Source organism: Kitasatospora sp. SUK 42, assembly GCF_015776785.2.
Lineage (GTDB): Bacteria > Actinomycetota > Actinomycetes > Streptomycetales > Streptomycetaceae > Kitasatospora.
Genome location: NZ_LFMD02000003.1, coordinates 1014981 through 1033359, shown reverse-complemented (window position 1 = coordinate 1033359; position 18379 = coordinate 1014981). Strand labels below are relative to the sequence as shown.

The 18379-nt window shown below is 74.3% G+C and carries 15 protein-coding genes; 12 read left to right on the top strand and 3 right to left on the bottom strand.

Annotated elements, in window-relative coordinates; translation table 11 throughout:
* Nucleotides 1-258: 258 nt before the first annotated feature.
* From RZ50_RS14315 to RZ50_RS14300, 4 genes are all read left to right on the top strand, one after another.
* On the top strand, nucleotides 259-1218 hold the full coding sequence (locus RZ50_RS14315) for a LysR family transcriptional regulator (RefSeq protein WP_196947317.1): 960 nt from the start codon (nucleotides 259-261) through the stop codon (nucleotides 1216-1218).
* 271 nt (nucleotides 1219-1489) lie between these two features.
* On the top strand, nucleotides 1490-4069 hold the full coding sequence (locus tag RZ50_RS14310; protein WP_254802486.1) for a collagenase: 2580 nt from the start codon (nucleotides 1490-1492) through the stop codon (nucleotides 4067-4069).
* Nucleotides 4070-4245: 176 nt separating this feature from the next.
* A complete protein-coding gene (locus RZ50_RS14305; protein ID WP_196947319.1) occupies nucleotides 4246-4482 on the top strand; it encodes a toxin-antitoxin system HicB family antitoxin in 237 nt (78 codons plus the stop codon).
* Nucleotides 4479-4907 carry a fic family toxin-antitoxin system, toxin component gene (locus RZ50_RS14300; RefSeq protein WP_196947320.1) on the top strand — a complete coding sequence of 143 codons (429 nt, stop codon included), beginning with the start codon at nucleotides 4479-4481 and terminating at the stop codon, nucleotides 4905-4907. Before RZ50_RS14305 ends, RZ50_RS14300 begins: the two co-directional genes overlap by 4 nt.
* A 118-nt stretch (nucleotides 4908-5025) precedes the next feature.
* Here RZ50_RS14300 and RZ50_RS14295 read toward each other — a convergent pair whose 3' ends face one another.
* Complete coding sequence (locus tag RZ50_RS14295; protein ID WP_308271627.1) at nucleotides 5026-5877, bottom strand: GNAT family N-acetyltransferase; 852 nt, start codon at nucleotides 5875-5877, stop codon at nucleotides 5026-5028.
* A 208-nt stretch (nucleotides 5878-6085) separates the two neighbouring features.
* On the opposite strand from RZ50_RS14295, the gene RZ50_RS14290 reads away from it, so the two are divergent.
* The 4 genes from RZ50_RS14290 to RZ50_RS14275 all read left to right on the top strand — a co-directional run bounded on the left by RZ50_RS14290 (nucleotide 6086) and on the right by RZ50_RS14275 (nucleotide 9672).
* Nucleotides 6086-6925, top strand: coding sequence for a putative RNA methyltransferase (locus RZ50_RS14290; protein ID WP_196947322.1), 840 nt, complete (start codon nucleotides 6086-6088; stop codon nucleotides 6923-6925).
* Nucleotides 6926-7127: 202 nt separating this feature from the next.
* The gene (locus RZ50_RS14285) at nucleotides 7128-8417 is read left to right on the top strand and encodes an AAA family ATPase (protein WP_196947323.1); all 1290 of its coding nucleotides are present in this window, start codon (nucleotides 7128-7130) and stop codon (nucleotides 8415-8417) included.
* A 53-nt stretch (nucleotides 8418-8470) separates the two neighbouring features.
* Nucleotides 8471-8836, top strand: coding sequence for a nucleotide pyrophosphohydrolase (locus tag RZ50_RS14280; RefSeq protein WP_308271798.1), 366 nt, complete (start codon nucleotides 8471-8473; stop codon nucleotides 8834-8836).
* A gap of 167 nt (nucleotides 8837-9003) precedes the next feature.
* Complete coding sequence (locus RZ50_RS14275; RefSeq protein WP_196947324.1) at nucleotides 9004-9672, top strand: DUF6099 family protein; 669 nt, start codon at nucleotides 9004-9006, stop codon at nucleotides 9670-9672.
* Here the strand turns inward: RZ50_RS14275 and RZ50_RS14270 are convergent.
* Nucleotides 9606-9854, bottom strand: a complete 249-nt coding sequence (locus tag RZ50_RS14270; RefSeq protein ID WP_196947325.1) for a hypothetical protein — start codon at nucleotides 9852-9854, stop codon at nucleotides 9606-9608. The two genes, RZ50_RS14275 and RZ50_RS14270, sit on opposite strands and share 67 nt — an antisense overlap.
* A 336-nt stretch (nucleotides 9855-10190) precedes the next feature.
* On the opposite strand from RZ50_RS14270, the gene helR reads away from it, so the two are divergent.
* Nucleotides 10191-12350 (top strand): RNA polymerase recycling motor ATPase HelR, encoded by a 2160-nt coding sequence (gene helR / locus RZ50_RS14265; RefSeq protein WP_196947326.1) that lies wholly within the window; start codon nucleotides 10191-10193, stop codon nucleotides 12348-12350.
* Nucleotides 12351-12476: 126 nt separating this feature from the next.
* Nucleotides 12477-12776: a DUF6087 family protein gene (locus tag RZ50_RS14260; protein WP_196947327.1), complete on the top strand. Its 300-nt coding sequence runs from the start codon at nucleotides 12477-12479 to the stop codon at nucleotides 12774-12776.
* A gap of 132 nt (nucleotides 12777-12908) precedes the next feature.
* On the opposite strand, the gene dapD is transcribed toward RZ50_RS14260, so the two are convergent.
* Entirely contained in the window at nucleotides 12909-13898 is a 990-nt protein-coding gene (gene dapD / locus RZ50_RS14255) for a 2,3,4,5-tetrahydropyridine-2,6-dicarboxylate N-succinyltransferase (protein ID WP_196947328.1), read from the bottom strand.
* Between the two features lie 166 nt (nucleotides 13899-14064).
* On the opposite strand from dapD, the gene RZ50_RS14250 reads away from it, so the two are divergent.
* Both RZ50_RS14250 and RZ50_RS14245 read left to right on the top strand, forming a co-directional pair.
* The gene (locus tag RZ50_RS14250; protein ID WP_196947329.1) at nucleotides 14065-15705 is read left to right on the top strand and encodes a 3' terminal RNA ribose 2'-O-methyltransferase Hen1; all 1641 of its coding nucleotides are present in this window, start codon (nucleotides 14065-14067) and stop codon (nucleotides 15703-15705) included.
* Nucleotides 15702-18350, top strand: coding sequence for a polynucleotide kinase-phosphatase (locus RZ50_RS14245; protein ID WP_196947330.1), 2649 nt, complete (start codon nucleotides 15702-15704; stop codon nucleotides 18348-18350). Before RZ50_RS14250 ends, RZ50_RS14245 begins: the two co-directional genes overlap by 4 nt.
* Nucleotides 18351-18379 lie beyond the last annotated feature (29 nt).

The window sequence follows — 18379 nt, the reverse complement described above, 5'->3', positions numbered from 1 at the left end:
GGGCGGGGCCGGGCCGGGCCGGGCCGGGGGCGGCCGGGGGCGGCCGGGGGCGGTCAGGGGTTGGTCAGGGGGTCGCAATGCCCTGGTAAAGGTGGCGCCGGCACCGCCGTCGGCCCCCGGGAGGGGGGCTTGACGAGGCAAATCGCCGGGGCGAAGGTAAGCCGCTGACATGTCAGGTGTGCTGTTGCACCCTCCTCGGCGGCAGCCGCCCGGCGCCGCCGGCCGGGAGGGCCGGGCCGCGGTGCGAGGGGGAGAGCCATGGAGCTGGAGCTGCGGCACCTGAGGGTGCTGTGCACCATCGCCGACACCGGGAGCGTCGGCCGGGCCGCCGTCCTGCTGGGCGCCTCACAGCCGGCGACCAGTACCCAGCTGCGCCGGATCGAACGCCACCTGGGCGCGCCGCTGTTCGAACGCACCACCGCCGGGGTCGTGCCGACCTGTTTCGGGGTCGAGGTGGTGGCCGCCGCGCGCGACCTGCTCTCCCGCGCCGACGTCCTGGGCCGCCGTACGGAGCCCCTGGACGGGCCGGCCCGTCGGGACCTGCGGCTGGCCGCGACCATCTCGCCGATCCTGCCCTCGCTGGTCACCAGGACCCGGCAGCAGCGGCCCGACCAGCACCTCACGGTGACCTCCGTCTACCGCTCCTCGGACATCGTCGACCTGCTGGAGCGGGGCGAGGCGGATGCCGCGGTGGCCGTGGACTACCCGGGCCGGGAGCTGCGCCACTCGCCCGTCGTGGCGCATCGCGGGATCGTCACCGAGCCCGCCTTCGTGGTCCTCCCGGCCGGGCACCGGCTGCGCCACCGCACCGAGGTCGCCCTGGCGGACCTCGCGGACGAGGACTGGTTCCTCACCCCGGACGACGGCGCCGGCTGGCACAGCGTGTTCTACGGGGCCTGCGCGTCGGCGGGGTTCACCCCGGCGACCGTCCACGAGTTCCTCGGCGGCCGGCTGGAGCTCCAGGAGATGGTCGCCGCCGGTCTCGGGATCTCCGTCGTCCAGGCGACCACCCGGCAGCTCGCCGAGGTGGTGGTCAAGCCGCTCGCCGGGACCCCGATCTGGGTCCGCTACCTGTTGGCCTGGCGCTCGGCGGCGGTGGGCGCGGACGTGGTGGAGACCCTGTTCGGCGCGGCGGCCTCGGCGTACCGGGACCTGATCGCGGCGGCACCGGCGTTCCAGGCCTGGGCTGCGCGGACCTACCGGTCGAGCAGGTCGTAACCGGGCGTCAAGTCTCCTGCACAGGTGGGAGTTGTTCGGCGGTCCGCGGCGCGGGGGCGTGCTGCCGGTTCGTGGTGCCGGTTCGTGGCGCCGTGTTATGGGCCGTGTTATGGCCGGCCTCAGAAATGTCATATGACCTGTGACATTGTTCTGATGGATCGTCGCTGGCAGAGTCATGTCGCGTTCCCCCATGCCTCGGTAGTCGTCCAGCACTTCCCCCACAGGAGAAGGGCCCACACCAGTGCGCCTTCGCATACCCCTCCCCACCCTCATGGCCGGCCTCGTCGCGGGCTGCGCCACCGCCGCCACGCTGCTGCCGGTCCCGGCGCTCGCCGCCACCGCCACCGCCGCGACCGGCGCCACCGCCCGACCGGCGGCGACCGATCCGGCCAAGGTCGTCCCCAAGCCGCTCGGGGCCTTCCTCGCGGCCGACCCGTCCGAGTCCGTCGCCCCCGCCGCCAAGCCGGTGCCGCCGGCGGTGCTCGGCCAGGTCGTGATGGGCCAGCCGGCCGGCACCGCCGTGCAGATCGCGCCCCGGCCCGCCCGGCAGCAGACGCCCCCGGCGAAGCCGGTCGCCGCCGCCCGTTCCGCCGCCACCGCCGGTGCGGCCGCCGCCACCGCGCAGAGCTGCGCCCCGGCCGACTTCGGCAGCCGCAGCGGGGCCGACCTGGTCTCCTTCATCGAGGGCTCGACCCCGGACTGCGTCAACACGCTGTTCAACGTCACCGGCACCGATGCGGGCAACATCTTCAAGGAACCGAAGATGCTGGCCGTCGCCGGCGCCTTCCAGAACCTGGCGGCCAACTACACCGGCGACAACTCGGCGAACATCCTGCAGCTCGTGCTCTTCCTGAGGGCCGGCTGGTACGTGCAGTCCTACAACGCGGACGCCGTCGGCCCGTACGACGCCGCGCTGACCAGCGCCTCCAAGGCCGGCCTGGACGCCTTCTTCGGCAGTGCGCACTGGACGGACGTCAACGACGGCAACGGCACCGTGCTCAACGAGGTGCTGGTGCTGACCGACAGCGCCAACCTGCAGGGCGACTACCTGGGCGTCTACAAGCAGGTGCTGAACAGCTACAACAGCTCGTACAACGCGTTCCCGAAGATGCTCAAGTCGGTCAACGCCGTGCTGTCCGCGCCGCTGTGGCGGGGCAACTGGAACACCGACTTCGTCAACGCCGTCAGCGTCGACCCGAGCGTCGGCACCACGCTGGGCACCTTCGCGCTGAACCACAAGGACCTGCTCGGCACGGCGAACTCCTACCTGGACGTCAACGCGGGCAACGACCTCGGCCGGATGGCCGGTGACGGTCCGTCGGTCGAGGCCGCGCTCAAGGGGCAGGTCAAGGCGGTGCTCGACGGCGCCCAGATCACCGGCGTCACCGGCCCGCTGTACGTCCACACCGCCTTCCAGGCCAACTACTACGACGGCGGCCAGTGTTCGTACTACGGCACCTGCGACCTGCCGGCCAAGCTGACCGCCGCGGTGCTGCCGAACCAGCTGGTCTGTGACAACCGCACCATCCAGACCGAGGCCCTGTCGCCCGCGGACCTGTCGGCCGTCTGCGCCAGCCTGCGCGGCGAGGACACCTTCTTCCACAACCTGGTGAAGGACAACGGCCCGATCCCCGGCCAGTACGACAAGACCATCACCCTGGCGGTCTTCGCCAACCAGGCCGACTACCTGACCTACTCCTGGGCGATCTTCGGGAACTCCACCGACAACGGCGGACAGACCGTCATGGACCCGACCGACCCCAACAACCAGGCCGTGTCGGTGATGTACCAGAAGTCGTGGAACGACGGCTTCACCGGCAACGTGTGGAACCTCAACCACGAGTACACGCACTACCTCGACAACATCTACGACATGAAGGGCAACTTCTCCACCGAGATCTCCGTCCCGGACATCTGGTGGATCGAGGGCGTCGCCGAGTACGAGTCCTACGCGTACCGCGGTACCACCGACACCCAGGCGATGTCGGAGGCCGCCAAGCACACGTACAAGCTCAGCACCGTCTTCCAGAACACGTACGGCAACTCGGACTCGGTGCGCACCTACCCGTGGGGCTACCTCGCCGTCCGGTACATGTTCGAGAAGCACCCGGCCGACATCTACAACATGCTCGGGCACTTCCGCACCGGTGACTACCAGGGCGGCTACGCGGTCTACAACAACATCGGCACCGGCTACGACGCCGACTTCGACGCCTGGCTCGACGCCTGCGCCGGCGGCGCCTGCTACGCGGCCGGCCCGACCGCGCTGTTCAGCCAGTCCGTGAACGGCCAGACCGTCACCCTGACCGACAAGTCCGTCCAGACCGGCGCCGGCCAGATCACCGCCTGGCACTGGACCTTCGGCGACGGCAGCGCCTCCGACCAGCAGAACCCGACCCACACCTACGCGGCCACCGGCACCTACACCGTCGCGCTCACCGTCACCGACAACACCGGCAAGACCGCCAGCACCCCGGCCTCGGTCACCGTGACCGCCGGCGGCAGCGGCGGCGGCACCCTGCCGACCTGCTCCGACCCGCGCACCGACGCGCTCGGCCAGAACTGCTCCCGCGCCAACCTCTCCGCCACCGCCGGCAACCTGGACTACCTGTACGTCTACCTGCCGGCCGGCACCAGCACCCTGAAGATCACCACCTCCGGGGGCACCGGCACCGCCTACCTGTACTACAACGACGGCACCTGGGCCTCGCCGAGCGCCTACACCGCCTCGTCGACCAACTCCGGGACCACCCAGAGCATCACCGTGACCAACCCGACGGCCGGCTACCGCTACGTCAGCCTCTACGCGAAGACCGACTTCAGCGGGGTGACGGTCAGCACCCAGTTCTGATCCGGCACCTCCCCCTTCCCGTGAGGGCCACGCGCGCGGCATCCTGCTGCGGGCGCGGCCCTCACGGGTGTCGTGGCCGCGGATGACGGGCAGGTTGCACGGGGGCGTGCACGAGGTGTTCGGGCGGTGCGCGTGCGCCCTTGTTGCGCTAGCGCTTCAGCGCTAGCTTGAACGGCATGGGCAAGAAGCAGCTGAACGTCCGAGTGGACGCCACGACCGCGGAGATGGCCCGGGAACGGGCTGAGCAGCAGGGGATCAGCATGAACCAGTACATCGAGCGCCTGGTCCAGCAGGACATGGGCGAGTCCGGACGGGCCTTCGTCGACGCCGCCGCCCAGTTCATGAAGGAGTACGAGACGGCCTTCCTCGCCGAGTTCGGGGAGCCGGGCGAGCTCCAGGACGTGCGCCGTTGAAGCTGGAGGTCGACCTCTCGTGGCTGCTCATGACCGCCGAGCAGTACACGCCCGGTGACCCGCAGGTCACCGACTACGGCTCGCTGCTCGCGGCCGTCACCCGGCACCAGGCCGAGATCTTCGACATCGCCGTCTACCCCGAGCCGCAGGACCGCGCCGCCGCGTTGATGCACCAGTTGATCCGGGTCCCCGCCCTGGAGAAGACCAACGAGCTCTTCGCGACCGCCGTCGCCTACGCCTACCTCGTCGCCAGCGGTTGCACCGTCGCCACCACCGCCCGCGAGGTGCGCAGCCTCTCCCGGGCCATCCGGGAGGGGCGGCTGGGCGTGTCCGGGGTCGCGGAGCGGTTGGCGGCGTGGGTGGTGGACGAGGCCGAGGAGGAGGGCGTCAGCGGGGCGGACGACGAGGACGAGGACGACGACTGACCTGCTGCTTCCTGCCCGGGCCGGGCGAGCTCAGGATCGGGCTGGGCGGGCCTGGACCGGGCGGGCCCGGGCTCGGCGGGCGTGGCCGAGGGGGCGGGCCTAGGCCGAGGGGGCGGGCCTAGGCCGAGGGGGCGGGCTCCGCGATGAGGGCCGTCGCGAACGGTCGGAAGCCGGCCCGGCGGTAGATCCGGGCGACGTCCTCGTCGGCGGCGGACAGGAACACCGTCCGTACGCCGCCGGCCCGGGCCTGCGCCACCAGGGCCGAGGTGACCGCGAGGCCCAGGCCTCGGCGGCGCGCGGACGGGAGCGTCCCCACCCCGACCACCTCGGTGACCGGGCCCACCGGGTTGTGCTGGCCCGCGCACAGCGCCTCGCCGCCGTCCAGCGCGGCGGCCAGCACGGTGGTGCCGTCGGTGATCCGCTGCGCGATCCTCGCCACCGCGCCCTCGGCCGCCAACTCCGCCACCGCCGCTGCCAGTTCGACCGCGCCGGCCGGGCCGACGGCGGTGCCGGGGTCGGCGAAGGCCAGGTGCGGGACGGCCACCGCCGCCGCCAGCTCCGGCGCGTCCGCGGCCAGCACCCGTACCGCCACCCGCTCCGGGAGGTCCGGCGTCGGGACCGGACCGTCCAGCGGGCCCAGCACCAGCAGCGGGTGCGCGTGCACCGTCAGCCCGGCCGCCTCCACCGCCGCGCGCAGCTCGGGGTTCCGCTCGGCCACCCACTCGAAGGCCTCCGGCGCGCCCAGCGCCCGCTGCCGGTCCAGGACCCGGCGGACGTCCTCGGCGGTGGCGGGCGGACCGTCGTGGCCGAGCTTCGGACGGGCGTAGTACGGCCAGCCGGCGCCCTCGCGGACGAACAGGGTCAGCGGGCCGAAGTCCTCGGCACAGGCGGCGCTGCGGGGCACGGCGTCGTAGTAGCGCTCGATCTCGTCGAGCAGGGCGCGGTCAGGGACATGATCAGCAGAAGTCACGGCGTGCATCCAAGCAGGGGTGCCGGTGGGACGCCAGCGATTTGCCGGGCGCCGTCCCGCCGCTCCGTCCCGCCCCGCCCCGCTGTCCCGCCGCTCCGCCCGGTCCGGGGCGTCTTCGGCGGAGCGGGGGCGATGGCGGACCGTCCCGGGTCGTTAGGCTGGCTGGCGCCCCGAACGGCCGGGGCGAACGGCGAGAGAAGACGGAACGTTGCTGCAGGACATCGAGCCCTACCTGGCCTGCCCCCACTGCGCGCAGGCCCTCACCCGGCACGAGCGCAGCCTGCGCTGCCCCGCCGGGCACAGCTTCGACCTCGCCAAGCAGGGCTACGTCAGCCTCCTCGCCGGTGACGCCCACACCGGCACCGGCGACACCGCCGAGATGGTCGCCGCCCGCGCCGACTTCCTCGCGGCCGGCCACTACCGGCCGATCGCCGACGCCCTCGCCGAGGCCGCCGCGGCCGCCCTCCCCGCCGACCCCGAGGGCTTGGTCGCCGACCTCGGTGCCGGCACCGGCCACTACCTGGCCCACGTGCTCGACGCCCTGCCCGGCCGGGTCGGCGCCGCCCTCGACATCTCCAAGTACGCGCTGCGCCGCGCCGCCAAGGCCCACCCCCGGATCGGCGCGGTGGTCTGCGACGCCTGGCGCCCGCTGCCGCTGCGCGACGCCTCCGCCGAGCTGGTGCTCAACGTCTTCGCCCCGCGCAACGGCCCCGAGATCCGCCGCGTGCTGCGCCCCGGCGGCACCCTGCTGCTGGTCTCGCCCACCCCCCGTCACCTGCGCGAACTCGTGGACGCACTCGGGCTGTTGTCGGTGGACGAGGAGAAGCAGCGCCGGATCGACGAGAAGCTCGGCCCGTACCTGACGCCGGTCGGACAGCGGCAGGTCGAGTTCACCCTGCGGCTCTGCGCGCAGGACGTCCGCACCGTCGTCGGCATGGGGCCGAGCGCCTGGCACACCGACCCGGAGCGCCTCGCCGCCACGCTCGGGGACCTGCCGGACCCGGTCGAGGTGACCGCCTCGGTGACGGTGGCCGAGTACCGGCGCTGAGGGCGCCGGGCCGGTCCGGCGGTGCCGCCCGGGCCCGGTCAGCGGGGTGCGGCGCGGTCGCCACGTTGGGATGAATCTGCCGAGCAGGCACGTTTCGCCCGGCCGGGCCGGAGCTAACGTCCGACGGGTGAACCGCGACGCCACCGCGCCCGCCGGGCCGACCCACCCGCGACCGGGCGCCCCGGGGCCCGACCGTCCGCCCGTGCCACGTCCCACCGTCGAGGAGCTCCGGCTCACCGCCTTCAAGTCGTACCGGCGCGCGGTCCTGCCGCTCGCGCCGCTCACCGTGCTGCACGGGCCGGCCGGGGTGGGCAAGTCCAACGCCCTCGACGCGCTGGCCGTGCTGTCCCGGCTCGCCCTCGGCGAGGAGATCGCCGACTCCCTGGACGGGCTGCCGGACCGCACCGGCCCACTCGCCTCGCCCGTCCGCGGCGGCCTCAACGGGTGCGTGCCGCACGGGCGGGACGCCGTCATCCTCGGCTGCACCGTCCGCTCGCCGCGCGGCCGGATCCGGCTCGACCTCGTCATCCGCACCGACGGACCGGCCCGGATCGCCCGGGAGTCGCTCAGCCTCGACGGCCGGACGCTGGTGGACACCGGCGAGCAGGACGTGCGCAACCGGCGCGTCAACGTCTGCTGGCACAACGACACCCGGCAGGGGGACATCCGGGCGCCGTTCCCCAGCGGCACCCTGATCACCGCACAGCTGCCGCTGCGGGTGGCCGGCTCCTCCGGCGGCGAGCGGCTGGTCCTCGCCGCCACCGAGGACCTGCTCACCGCGCTGCGCGAGGTCTTCCCGCTGCACCCCGTCCCGGCCCTGATGCGCGGCTGGGCCAGGGCCGATCCGCAGGCCCGGCTGCGCACCAACGCCGCCAACATCTCGGCCGTGGTCCACCGGCTCGCCAACGAGTGCCCGCGCCGGTACGGGCGGCTCCTGCGGGCCGTCCAGGCCGCCGCACCGCACCCGCTGCTCGGGCTCACCCTCGCCGAGCGCGAGAGCGGCGGCGTACGGCGGGTGCTGGCGGTCTTCGACGAGGGTGTGCTCGGGCGCACCGGGGCCGACCAGGCCTCCGACGGCATGCTGCGCCACCTCGCCTTCGCGGCGGTGCTGCTGACCGGGGCCGGGGTGCTCGACCTCGACGTGGCCGCCGAGGTGCCGTGGGCGCACCGGCAGCTCACCGTGCTCGCCGAGGACCTCGGGGCCGGGCTCGCCATCGAGCAGACCGCCTCGCTGCTGCGGCTGGCGCGGGACATGGCGGGGCGCGGCCAGCTGCGGGTGGTGGCCGCGTTGCAGGAGCCGACGGCGGCGCGGGAGGCGTTCGGGGCGGGGGACGCGCGGTCGGTGGCGCTGGTGGAGTGCCGGCGCGATCCGGGGACGGGGTTCACCGTGCTGCGGCCGGAGGCGGCGCGGGTGCCGGTGCAGTGCGGGCGGGGGGACGGGGGTGGGCCGGAGGCGGTCGGAGAGGCGGATGCGGTAGACCTGGGGGCGTGAGCGAACGAGTGACGAGGTCGGAGAAGCCGGGGGAGCCGGGGGAGCCGGGGGACGTGGGGAGTCCGGGGGCGCCGACGCTGGAGGGGTTGCGGCTGCGGCTGGTGGACTTCGCGGCCGCCCGGCGCTGGGAGCCGTTCCACACGCCGAAGAACCTGGCGGCGGCGCTGAGCGTGGAGGCGGGCGAGCTGCTGGAGATCTTCCAGTGGCTCACGCCGGAGCAGGCGGCGGCGGTGATGTCCCACCCGGAACGGGCCCACCGGGTGCGCGACGAGGTCGCGGACGTGCTCGCGTACCTGTTGCAGTTCTGCACGGCGGTCGGGGTGGATCCGCTGACGGCGCTCGCGGCCAAGATCGAGCGCAACGAGCACCGCTTCCCGGTGCCGGGCGAGGCGGCCGACGTCAACCCTGACGAGGGCTGAGCACCCTTGTGAGGGACGAAAGTTATCCACAACCCCCGAGTTGTCCACAGCTTTCGATCCGGTGGATGCGGGCCGGTCCGCTTCCCCGCACGCTTTCGCCGTGACCACCCGACCGCTCCGGCGGCGGCCCTGGTCGACGGCGACAGCGAGCGGAAGGAGCGGGGGCCATGGAGGCACTGCGACTGATCAGGACGGCCCGGCACGCCCTGGCCGAGGCCAGGCAGGTGCCGGACGTGCTGGCCGAGGCGCGGCAGGCCGCGCTGCTCACCGAGGCGGTGGGCGCCAGGCTGGCGGAGTCGGTGGAGCCCGAGGGGGACGAGGAGGGCGAGGAGTTGGCCGGGCTCGGCCAGCAGCTCTCCGAAGCGGGGGCGCACGCGGCGGTCTGCCTGGACCGGTCCGGCGCCAGGGCGGCCCCGGTGGGTGGCGGCCGGGCCGGGCGGCTCACCGAACTGGGCGAGCTGGCACCGGCGTTGGTCGCGCTGGACGAACTGCTCCGGGACGTGGGGGAGACGCTGGTGGTGCTGGCCTGCGGGGCCGACACCGAGAGCCTCTACTGGACGTGCATCGACGGCGTGGACGCGATGTCGGAGTGCAAGGACCTGGCCGGGCGGCTGCGCGAGGCGGTGGGCCGGGGCGGGGGAGCGGAGCGTACGGCGCTCGGCGGGGCGGAGCCCGAACGGGCCGATCGCGGATCCCCGTTACTCGTGGTCCGGCTCGGCCCGCCGGGTGAGGGCGGGCCGACGGCGAAGGAGGAGGAGCTGGCTCCGGGCTACCAGGCGCCCGGTGCGGTCGGGGAGGCCGGCGCCTCGGAGGAGGTGTCCGTGTCGGCCGGGTAGGCGGGGTCGGGAGCGGTGTCCACGGTGCCGGACTGCAGTGCGGCGAGGTCCGCGGTCACCGAGGCGAGTAGCTCCTGCATCTGCTCCAGCAGGCTCTTGGGCGTCTCGGGCCCGGCCGAGGCGCTGGCGGCCGAGCCGGTGGGGCTGCTCGGGAGCTGCGGCGAGGCAGAGGGTTCGGACATGACGGGACCTCTTCGGATCGGTGGTGAGGTGTGCCGCAGCAACCAACGAACCGCGCCGACGGCCGGTCACCGCGCACCACCCGATGCGGTCCAACTCCGGTACGCCGTAAGCCTCTCGGGTGAGCCGGGCTTGCCGCCGCCGCGCGGCCTCGGCTAGGGCCTGTCCGGCTGATCTCTGCCGGGCCCGCGGCGCACCCCCAGCCTTCGGCCGGAAGGGGGGAGGGGGAGGGGGGAGAACCCACCCCTTGCCACTATCAACCTATAGCGCACCGGGGGTCTTGCGGCAAGGCCCCGGTGGTGGCGCACAATCGCAGGCCTCAGATCGGAGCTGATGCCATGAACCCCCTGACCACCAGTGCTTTCGACCTGCCCGAGCGCCTCTCCGCCAAGGCCGACCCGGTGCTGATCGCCGGAGACGAGCGGCACTTCACGGCCATCACGGAGAGCCTGGAGCAGACGATCGCCGAACTGTCCGACCGGCTCGACGAGGTGCGCCGGGCGCCGGGCGGGGCCGGGCGGGCGGCGATGGACCGGGACATCGAGGTTCACCGGCTGAGCGGCCGCCTGCGCGCCCTGCGCCGCTACGGACTGGACCTGTGCCTCGGGCGCATCGTCGCCGCGGACGGCGCCGAGCCGGTGTACATCGGCCGGCTGGGGCTCACCGACCGTGAGGGCCGCCGACTGCTGGTCGACTGGCGCTCGCCCGCCGCCGAGCCGTTCTTCGCGGCGACCCACGGCGACCCGATGGGCCTGGTCAGCCGCCGCCGGTACCGCTGGACGGGTGGCCGGATCGCCGACTACTGGGACGAGGTGTTCACCGTCGAGGCCCTGGAGGGGCACGCCGCACTCGACGACCAGTCCGCCTTCATCGCCAGCCTGGGCGGCCGGCGGTCGGCCCGGATGCGGGACGTGCTCGCCACCATCCAGGCCGACCAGGACGCCATCGTCCGGGCGGGTTCGCGCGGCGCCCTGGTGGTCGACGGCGGTCCGGGCACCGGCAAGACCGTGGTCGCCCTGCACCGCTCCGCCTACCTGCTGTACTCCGACCCCCGCCTCGGCCGGCGGCGCGGCGGCGTCCTGTTCGTCGGCCCGCACCAGCCCTACCTGGCCTACGTCTCCGACGTCCTGCCCAGCCTGGGTGAGGAGGGGGTGCGGACCTGCACCCTGCGGGACCTCGTCCCCGAGGGCGCGGGCGCGGCGGTCGAGGCCGACCCGGAGGTGGCCCGGCTGAAGTCCTCCGCGGGCCTGGTGCAGGCGATCGAGAAGGCCGTCCGGTTCTACGAGGAACCGCCCGCCGAGGGGATCGCGGTCACGACCCACTGGTCCGACCTGTGGCTGAGCGCCGAGGACTGGGCCGAGGCCTTCGACGCCCCGGATCCGGGCACCCCGCACAACGAGGCGCGCGAGCAGATCTGGGACGAACTGGTGGCGATCCTGATGGACAAGCTGGAGCGGGACGAGGAGGAGGTCTCACCCGAGCTGTTCCGGAGGTCGCTGCGGCAGGACCGTGAGCTGGTCGAGACCCTCAACCGCGCCTGGCCGCTGATCGACGCGGCCGACCTGGTCGGCGACCTCTGGTCGGTGCCCGCCTACCTGCGGATGTGCGCGCCCCACCTCGCCCCCGAGGAGGTCCGCAGGCTCCAGCGCAAGGACGCCCCGCAGGCCTGGACGGTCTCCGACCTGCCGCTCCTGGACGCGGCCCGGCAGCGCCTCGGGGACCGCGAGGCCTCGCTGCGCCGGCAGCGCCAGCGGGCCTCGGCGGCCGCCGAGCGCGAGCGGATGGCCGAGGTCATCGGCGACCTGCTGCGGGCCGACGACGACGGCGAGGGCGCGGTGACCATGCTGCGCGGCCGGGACCTCCAGGACACCCTGGTCGACGAGGGAGCGCTGCCCGCCGCCGACGGGGAGCCGCTGGCCGGCCCGTTCGCGCACATCGTGGTTGACGAGGCCCAGGAACTGACCGACGCGGAGTGGCAGATGCTGCTGCTGCGCTGCCCGTCCCGGAGCTTCACCATCGTCGGGGACCGCGCCCAGGCCAGGCACGGCTTCACCGAGTCATGGGAGCAGCGCCTCCGGCGGGTCGGGCTCGACCGGATCACCATGGCCTCGCTGAGCATCAACTACCGCACGCCGGAGGAGGTCATGGCGGAGGCCGAGCCGGCCATCCGGGCCGCGCTGCCTGACGCCAACGTGCCGACCTCGGTGCGCGGCAGCGGCATTCCGGTCCGGCACGGATCCGTGGCGGAGCTGGAGGCGGTCCTCGGCTCCTGGCTCGCCGAGCACGCCGAGGGGACGGCCTGCGTCATCGGCGCCCCGGACTTCCGGGAGCGGCCACGGGTCCGCTCGCTCACCCCGGAGCTGGCCAAGGGGCTCGAATTCGACCTGGTCCTCCTGGTCGACCCGGAGGCGTTCGGCGAGGGCGTCGAGGGAGCGGTCGACCGCTACGTCGCGATGACCAGGGCGACCCAGCAGCTCGTCGTCCTCCGGAGCTCCTGATGGCGCGCCGCCCGGCCCCCGCCCGAGGCCGCCGTGCCGGGCCGCCGTCCACCCCCGGGCGGGCGGCTAACCCGGTCGGGTGAAGGAGATGCGCCGATCAACGGTGCCCGGGGCCAGACTGGGGCGATGGACGAGGACGAACCGCTGGCTTCGTGGGCCGCGCGGCGGGAGCAACGGCTTCGGCCGGTCGGGCAGTTGAGGGCCGTGCGGCTCGTCGACGAACAGCGGCGGGGCGCCCATGTGGCGCCGGGCGAGCCGCGGCTGATCGTGCGCTGGGACGGCTACCAGTGGCTGCCGGAGACGGTGGCCGAGGACTACGCCGCCGCCCAGCGGATCCTGTACGGGATCGAGGGCGACGGTGTGCGGCGGCCGCCCCGCCCGGCGCCGCGGCAGCGGAAGGCGCCCGGGCGCCACCGCCGACCGTAGGACCCCTCCGGCCACGGGGCGCGCCACGCGTCGGGCGCGCCGCACGCCGGGAGAGCGGCCGCAACGGGCCGGGGCAGGCGAAAGGGGCCCGGCGCGCTCGGCGCCGGACCCCCAGGAGCCTTTGCCCGCAGGTCAGTTGTGGGCGTGCAGGTCCGCGTTCAGGCCGCCCCAGGAGCCGGAGCGGGCGATGACCTCGACCGCGCCGGTCTGCGAGTTGCGGCGGAACAGCAGGTTGTCCTGGCCGGACAGTTCGACGGCCTTGGCCACCGCGCCGTCCGGGGTGGTGACCCGGGTGCCGGCGGTGACGTACAGACCGGCCTCGACCACGCAGTCGTTGCCGAGCGAGATGCCGATGCCCGCGTTGGCGCCGAGCAGGCAGCGCTCGCCGACCGAGACGACCTGCTTGCCGCCGCCGGACAGGGTGCCCATGATCGAGGCGCCGCCGCCGATGTCGCTGTGGTCGCCGACCACGACGCCCGCGCTGATCCGGCCCTCGACCATCGAGGTGCCGAGGGTGCCGGCGTTGAAGTTGACGAAGCCCTCGTGCATCACGGTGGTGCCCGCGGCCAGGTGCGCGCCGAGCCGGACGCGGTCGGCGTGGGCGATGCGCACCCCGGTCGGGGCGACGTAGTCGGTCATCCGCGGGAACTTGTCGATCCCGTAGACGGCCAGCTGGCCGCCCTGGGCGCGGACGGCCAGGCGGGCCCGCTCGACCTTGTCCACCGGGACGGGGCCGATGCTGGTCCACGCGACGTTGGCGAGCAGACCGAAGATGCCGTCCAGGTTCTGGCCGTGCGGCTGGACCAGGCGGTGGCTGAGCAGGTGCAGGCGCAGGTACACGTCGTGGGTGTCGAGCGGCTTCTCGTCCAGCGAGGCGATGGTGGTGCGCACGGCCACCACCTCGACGCCACGGCGGGCGTCGGCGCGCAGGGCGTCGCCGGCGCCGGCGCCGAGCTCGGCCTCGGCCTGCTCGGCGGTCAGGCGGACGGTGCCGGCCGGGCCGGGTTCGGCGGCCAGCGCGGGGGCGGGGTACCAGGTGTCGAGGACGGTGCCGTCGGCGGCGATGGTGGCCAGGCCGGTGGCCACGGCGCCGTTCGGAAGGGAGGTGGATTCAGCAGTCACACCGAGCACGTTAACCAATGCGGAGCTCCGGTGCCGAACACGCCCGTCGTGCGGACGTGCCCTCCGCGCGCGTCTTCCGCGTCCGCCCGCAAGATGTGTCGCCGGAAGGCCGCCGGGCGGGAAAACCCGGTGCTCAGCGGGGGTGTGCTGGGCAATACTCGGACGGGTGTTCATGTCGATCTCCACCACCGGCAGCGCCGAGAGTCCGGCCACGGACCTCGGGTTCCTGCTGCACAAGCACCCAGGCAAGGTCCAGCGGTTCGCGACGTCGCACGGCGAGGCCCACGTCTTCTACCCGGAGGCGGGGGACGAGGTCTGCACGGCTGCGCTGCTGCTGGACATCGACCCGATCGCCCTGGTCCGCAAGGGCAGGGGCAACGGCAAGGGCCGCGGCGGCTCGCCCGACTTCGCGCTCGCCCAGTACGTCAACGACCGCCCCTACGCCGCGTCCTCGCTGCTCGCGGTGGCGCTGCGGACGGTGTTCCGGTCCGCGATGAAGGGCGCCTGCCCGGCCCGCCCCGAACTGCCGCTCCGGGCCCGCCCGTTGCGGATCGAGCTGCCCGCCGTGCCCGCGAACGGCGCGGGCGAGGGCGGCGGCCCGGCGATGGTGGCCAGGCTGTTCGAACCGCTGGGCTGGCGGGTCGAGGCGACGGCGATCCCGCTGGACGAGGCCTTCCCGGAGTGGGGCGAGTCCCGCTACGTGCGGATCGTGCTCGCCTCGGAGTCCGTCCGGCTCGCCGACGCGCTCCAGCACCTGTACGTCCTGCTGCCGGTGCTGGACGGGGCCAAGCACTACTGGGTCGCCCCGGACGAGGTGGACAAGCTGCTCGCCGCGGGTGAGGGCTGGCTGGCCGCCCACCCGGAGCGCGCCCTGATCGCCCGCCGCTACCTCTCCCGGCGCTGGTCGCTGACCCGGTCCGCGATGGAGCGGCTGGAGCTGGCCCGGCTGGCCGAGGCGGACGACCGCGAGGTCGAGGAGATCGACAACGCGGTCGACGACCGGCCGGACGAGGAGAAGCGGCCTGACGCCGAGCACTCCGACACCGGGCACTCCGACACCGAGCACTCCGACACCGGGCAGTCCGCCGATCGGTCCGCCGAGCCCAAGCAGCCCTCCCTCGCCGAGCAGCGCCGCACCGCGATCCTCACCGCCCTGCGGGAGACGGGCGCGGCCCGGGTCGCCGACCTCGGCTGCGGCCAGGGCGAGCTGATCGGCGAGCTGCTGAAGGACGCCCGGTTCACCGGGATCCTCGGCGTGGACGTCTCCGTCCGGGCACTGCAGGCGGCGAGCCGCAAGCTGCGCCTGGAGCGCCTGCCCGAGCGCAAGGCGGCCCGGGTGACGCTGGCGCAGGGCGCCCTGACGTACACCGACGCCCGGTTGAAGGGTTACGACGCGGCGGTGCTGTGCGAGGTGATCGAGCACCTGGACCTGCCGCGGCTGCCCGCCCTGGAGTACGCGGTGTTCGGCGCGGCCCGCCCCGGGACCGTCGTCGTCACCACGCCGAACGCCGAGTACAACGTCCGCTGGGAGAGCCTGCCGGCCGGTAGCGTGCGGCACGCCGACCACCGCTTCGAGTGGTCCCGCGCCGAGTTCCGCGGCTGGGCCGAGAAGGTCGCCGCCGCCTACGGCTACACGGTCGAGCTGCGCCCGGTCGGCCCGGAGGACGAGGAGGTCGGCGCCCCGACCCAGCTGGCCCTGTTCCGCACCGAGACCGCCACCGCACCGACCACCGCCACACCGACCACCGCCACACCGACCACCGCCACACCGACCACCACCACGCCCGAAGGAGGCGAGCCCCGATGACCGACGACGCGACGCAGCACACCGAGCGGACAGACCACAGCGACCACACCGACCACGACGACGACCGCCCCGAGAGCATCGCCCCCCGCCGCCTCCCCGTCACCGACGTCTCCCTCGTCGTCCTGATCGGCACCAGCGGCGCGGGCAAGTCCACCTTCGCCCGCCGCCACTTCCTGCCCACCCAGGTGGTCTCCTCCGACTTCTGCCGCGGCCTGGTCGCCGACGACGAGAACGACCAGTCCGCCTCCGCCGAGGCCTTCGACGTCCTGCACTACATCGTCGGCAAGCGCCTCGCGGCCGGCCGCCTCACCGTGGTGGACGCCACCAGCGTCCAGCCGGAGGCCCGCCGCCAGCTGGTCGCGATCGCCCGCGAGCACGACGTGCTGCCGATCGCGATCGTGCTGGACGTCCCGCCCGGCGTGTGCGCCGAGCGCAACCGCGCCCGCCCGGACCGCCAGCTGCCCGCCCACGTCGTCCCGCGCCAGCACCGCGAGCTGCGCCGCTCCCTGCGCGGCCTGGAGCGCGAGGGCTTCCGCAAGGTGCACATCCTGCGCGGCGAGGCCGAGGTGGCGGCCGCCGAGATCGAGCTGGAGAAGCGCTACAACGACCTGCGCCACCTCACCGGCCCGTTCGACATCGTCGGCGACATCCACGGCTGCCGCTCCGAGCTGGAGACCCTGCTGACCCGCCTCGGCTACACCCTCACCCGGGACGCCGAGGGCCGCCCGGTGGACGCCGCCCACCCCGCGGGCCGTACCGCCGTCTTCGTCGGCGACCTGGTCGACCGCGGCCCCGACACCCCGGGCGTGCTGCGCCTGGTGATGGGCATGGTGGCGGCCGGTCATGCGCTCTGCGTGCCCGGCAACCACGAGAACAAGCTGGGCCGGGCGCTGGACGGCAAGAAGGTCACCGTCGCCTACGGCCTGCAGGAGTCGCTGGACCAGCTGGCGGGGGAGAGCGAGGAGTTCCGGGCCGAGGCGCGCGCCTTCATGCGCGGCCTGGTCAGCCACTACGTGCTGGACGGCGGCGCCCTGGTGGTCTGCCACGCCGGCCTGCCGGAGAAGTACCACGGCCGCAACTCCGGCCGGGTCCGCTCGCACGCGCTGTACGGGGAGACCACCGGCGAGACCGACGAGTACGGCCTGCCGGTGCGCTACCCGTGGGCCGAGGAGTACCGGGGCCGGGCCCTGGTGGTCTACGGCCACACCCCGGTGCCGAGCGCGAGCTTCGCCAACAACACCATCTGCCTGGACACCGGCTGCGTCTTCGGAGGCAGCCTGACCGCGCTGCGCTACCCCGAGCGCGAGCTGGTGAGCGTCGAGGCCGAGCGGGAGTGGTACGCGCCGGTGCGCCCGCTGCTCACCGATGCGCCGGGCGCCCGCGAGGGCCGTCCGCTGGACCTCGCCGACGTGGCCGGGCGCCGGATCGTCGAGACCGGCCTGCACGGGCGGGTCGCCGTCCGGGAGGAGAACGCGGCGGCCGCGCTGGAGGTGATGAGCCGCTTCGCGCTGGACCCGAGGCTGCTCGCCTACCTGCCGCCGACCATGGCGCCGAGCCCGACGTCCCGCCGGGACGGCTACCTGGAGCACCCGGAGGAGGCCTTCCTCGCCTACCGCGCGGACGGCGTCCGGCACCTGGTCTGCGAGGAGAAGCACATGGGCTCGCGCGCGGTGCTGCTGGTCGCCCGGGACGACGCCGCGCTGGAGCGGCGCTTCGGGGTGTCCGGTCCGGGCGCGATCTGGACCCGCACCGGCCGGGCCTTCCTCACCGACGGGGAGCTGGCCGCCGCGGTGCTCGGCCGGGTCCGGTCGGCCGCCGAACGCGCCGGACTGTTCGAGGAGTTGGGCACCGACTGGCTGCTGCTGGACGCCGAGCTGATGCCCTGGTCGCTGAAGGCGGTGGAGCTGCTGCGCCGTCAGTACGCGGCGGTCGGCGCGGCCGCCGGGGCCGCCCTGCCCGAGGCGCTCTCCGCACTGCGGCGGGCGGCCGAACGCGGACTGGACCTGGCCGGGCTGACCGCCCGCCAGCACCGCCGGGCCGCCGACGCGCAGGCCTTCACCGAGGCGTACCGGCGCTACTGCTGGCCGACCGAGGGCCTGTCGGGCATCCGGCTCGCGCCGTTCCAGGTGCTGGCCGCCGAGGGCGCGAACCTGGCGGTGCGCCCGCACGACGAGCACCTGGCCTGGATCGACCGCCTGGTGGCGGCCGACGACGGCGAGGAGCCGGTGCTGCACCGCACCGGCCGGGTCCTGGTGGACACCGAGGACGAGGACTCCGTGGCCGCCGCCACCGCCTGGTGGGAGGAGCTGACCGGGGCGGGCGGCGAGGGCATGGTGGTCAAGCCGCTGGCCTCGGTGGTGCGCACCGTGCGCGGCGAGGGCCGCCCGGGCGGGCTGGTCCAGCCGGGGGTGAAGGTGCGCGGCCGGGAGTACCTGCGGATCATCTACGGCCCGGACTACACCGAGCACCTGGACCGGCTGCGCCTGCGCTCGCTGGGCCACAAGCGCTCGCTGGCGCTGCGCGAGTACGCGCTCGGCCTGGAGGCGCTGGACCGGCTGGCGGCCGGGGAGCCGCTGTGGCGGGTGCACGAGCCGGTGTTCGCGGTGCTGGCGCTGGAGTCCGAACCGGTCGACCCGCGCCTGTGACGGCCGACCGGCCCGAGGGGCGCCGAAGG

What these genes read in the sequence shown, in the direction of transcription:
- RZ50_RS14315 (WP_196947317.1), top strand. Translation starts at nt 259, where the DNA reads ATGGAGCTGGAGCTGCGGCACCTGAGGGTGCTGTGCACCATCGCCGAC.
- RZ50_RS14310 (WP_254802486.1), top strand. Translation starts at nt 1,490, where the DNA reads ATGGCCGGCCTCGTCGCGGGCTGCGCCACCGCCGCCACGCTGCTGCCG.
- RZ50_RS14305 (WP_196947319.1), top strand. Translation starts at nt 4,246, where the DNA reads ATGGGCAAGAAGCAGCTGAACGTCCGAGTGGACGCCACGACCGCGGAG.
- RZ50_RS14275 (WP_196947324.1), top strand. Translation starts at nt 9,004, where the DNA reads ATGGAGGCACTGCGACTGATCAGGACGGCCCGGCACGCCCTGGCCGAG.
- RZ50_RS14270 (WP_196947325.1), bottom strand. Translation starts at nt 9,854, where the DNA reads ATGTCCGAACCCTCTGCCTCGCCGCAGCTCCCGAGCAGCCCCACCGGC.
- helR (WP_196947326.1), top strand. Translation starts at nt 10,191, where the DNA reads ATGAACCCCCTGACCACCAGTGCTTTCGACCTGCCCGAGCGCCTCTCC.
- RZ50_RS14260 (WP_196947327.1), top strand. Translation starts at nt 12,477, where the DNA reads ATGGACGAGGACGAACCGCTGGCTTCGTGGGCCGCGCGGCGGGAGCAA.
- RZ50_RS14245 (WP_196947330.1), top strand. Translation starts at nt 15,702, where the DNA reads ATGACCGACGACGCGACGCAGCACACCGAGCGGACAGACCACAGCGAC.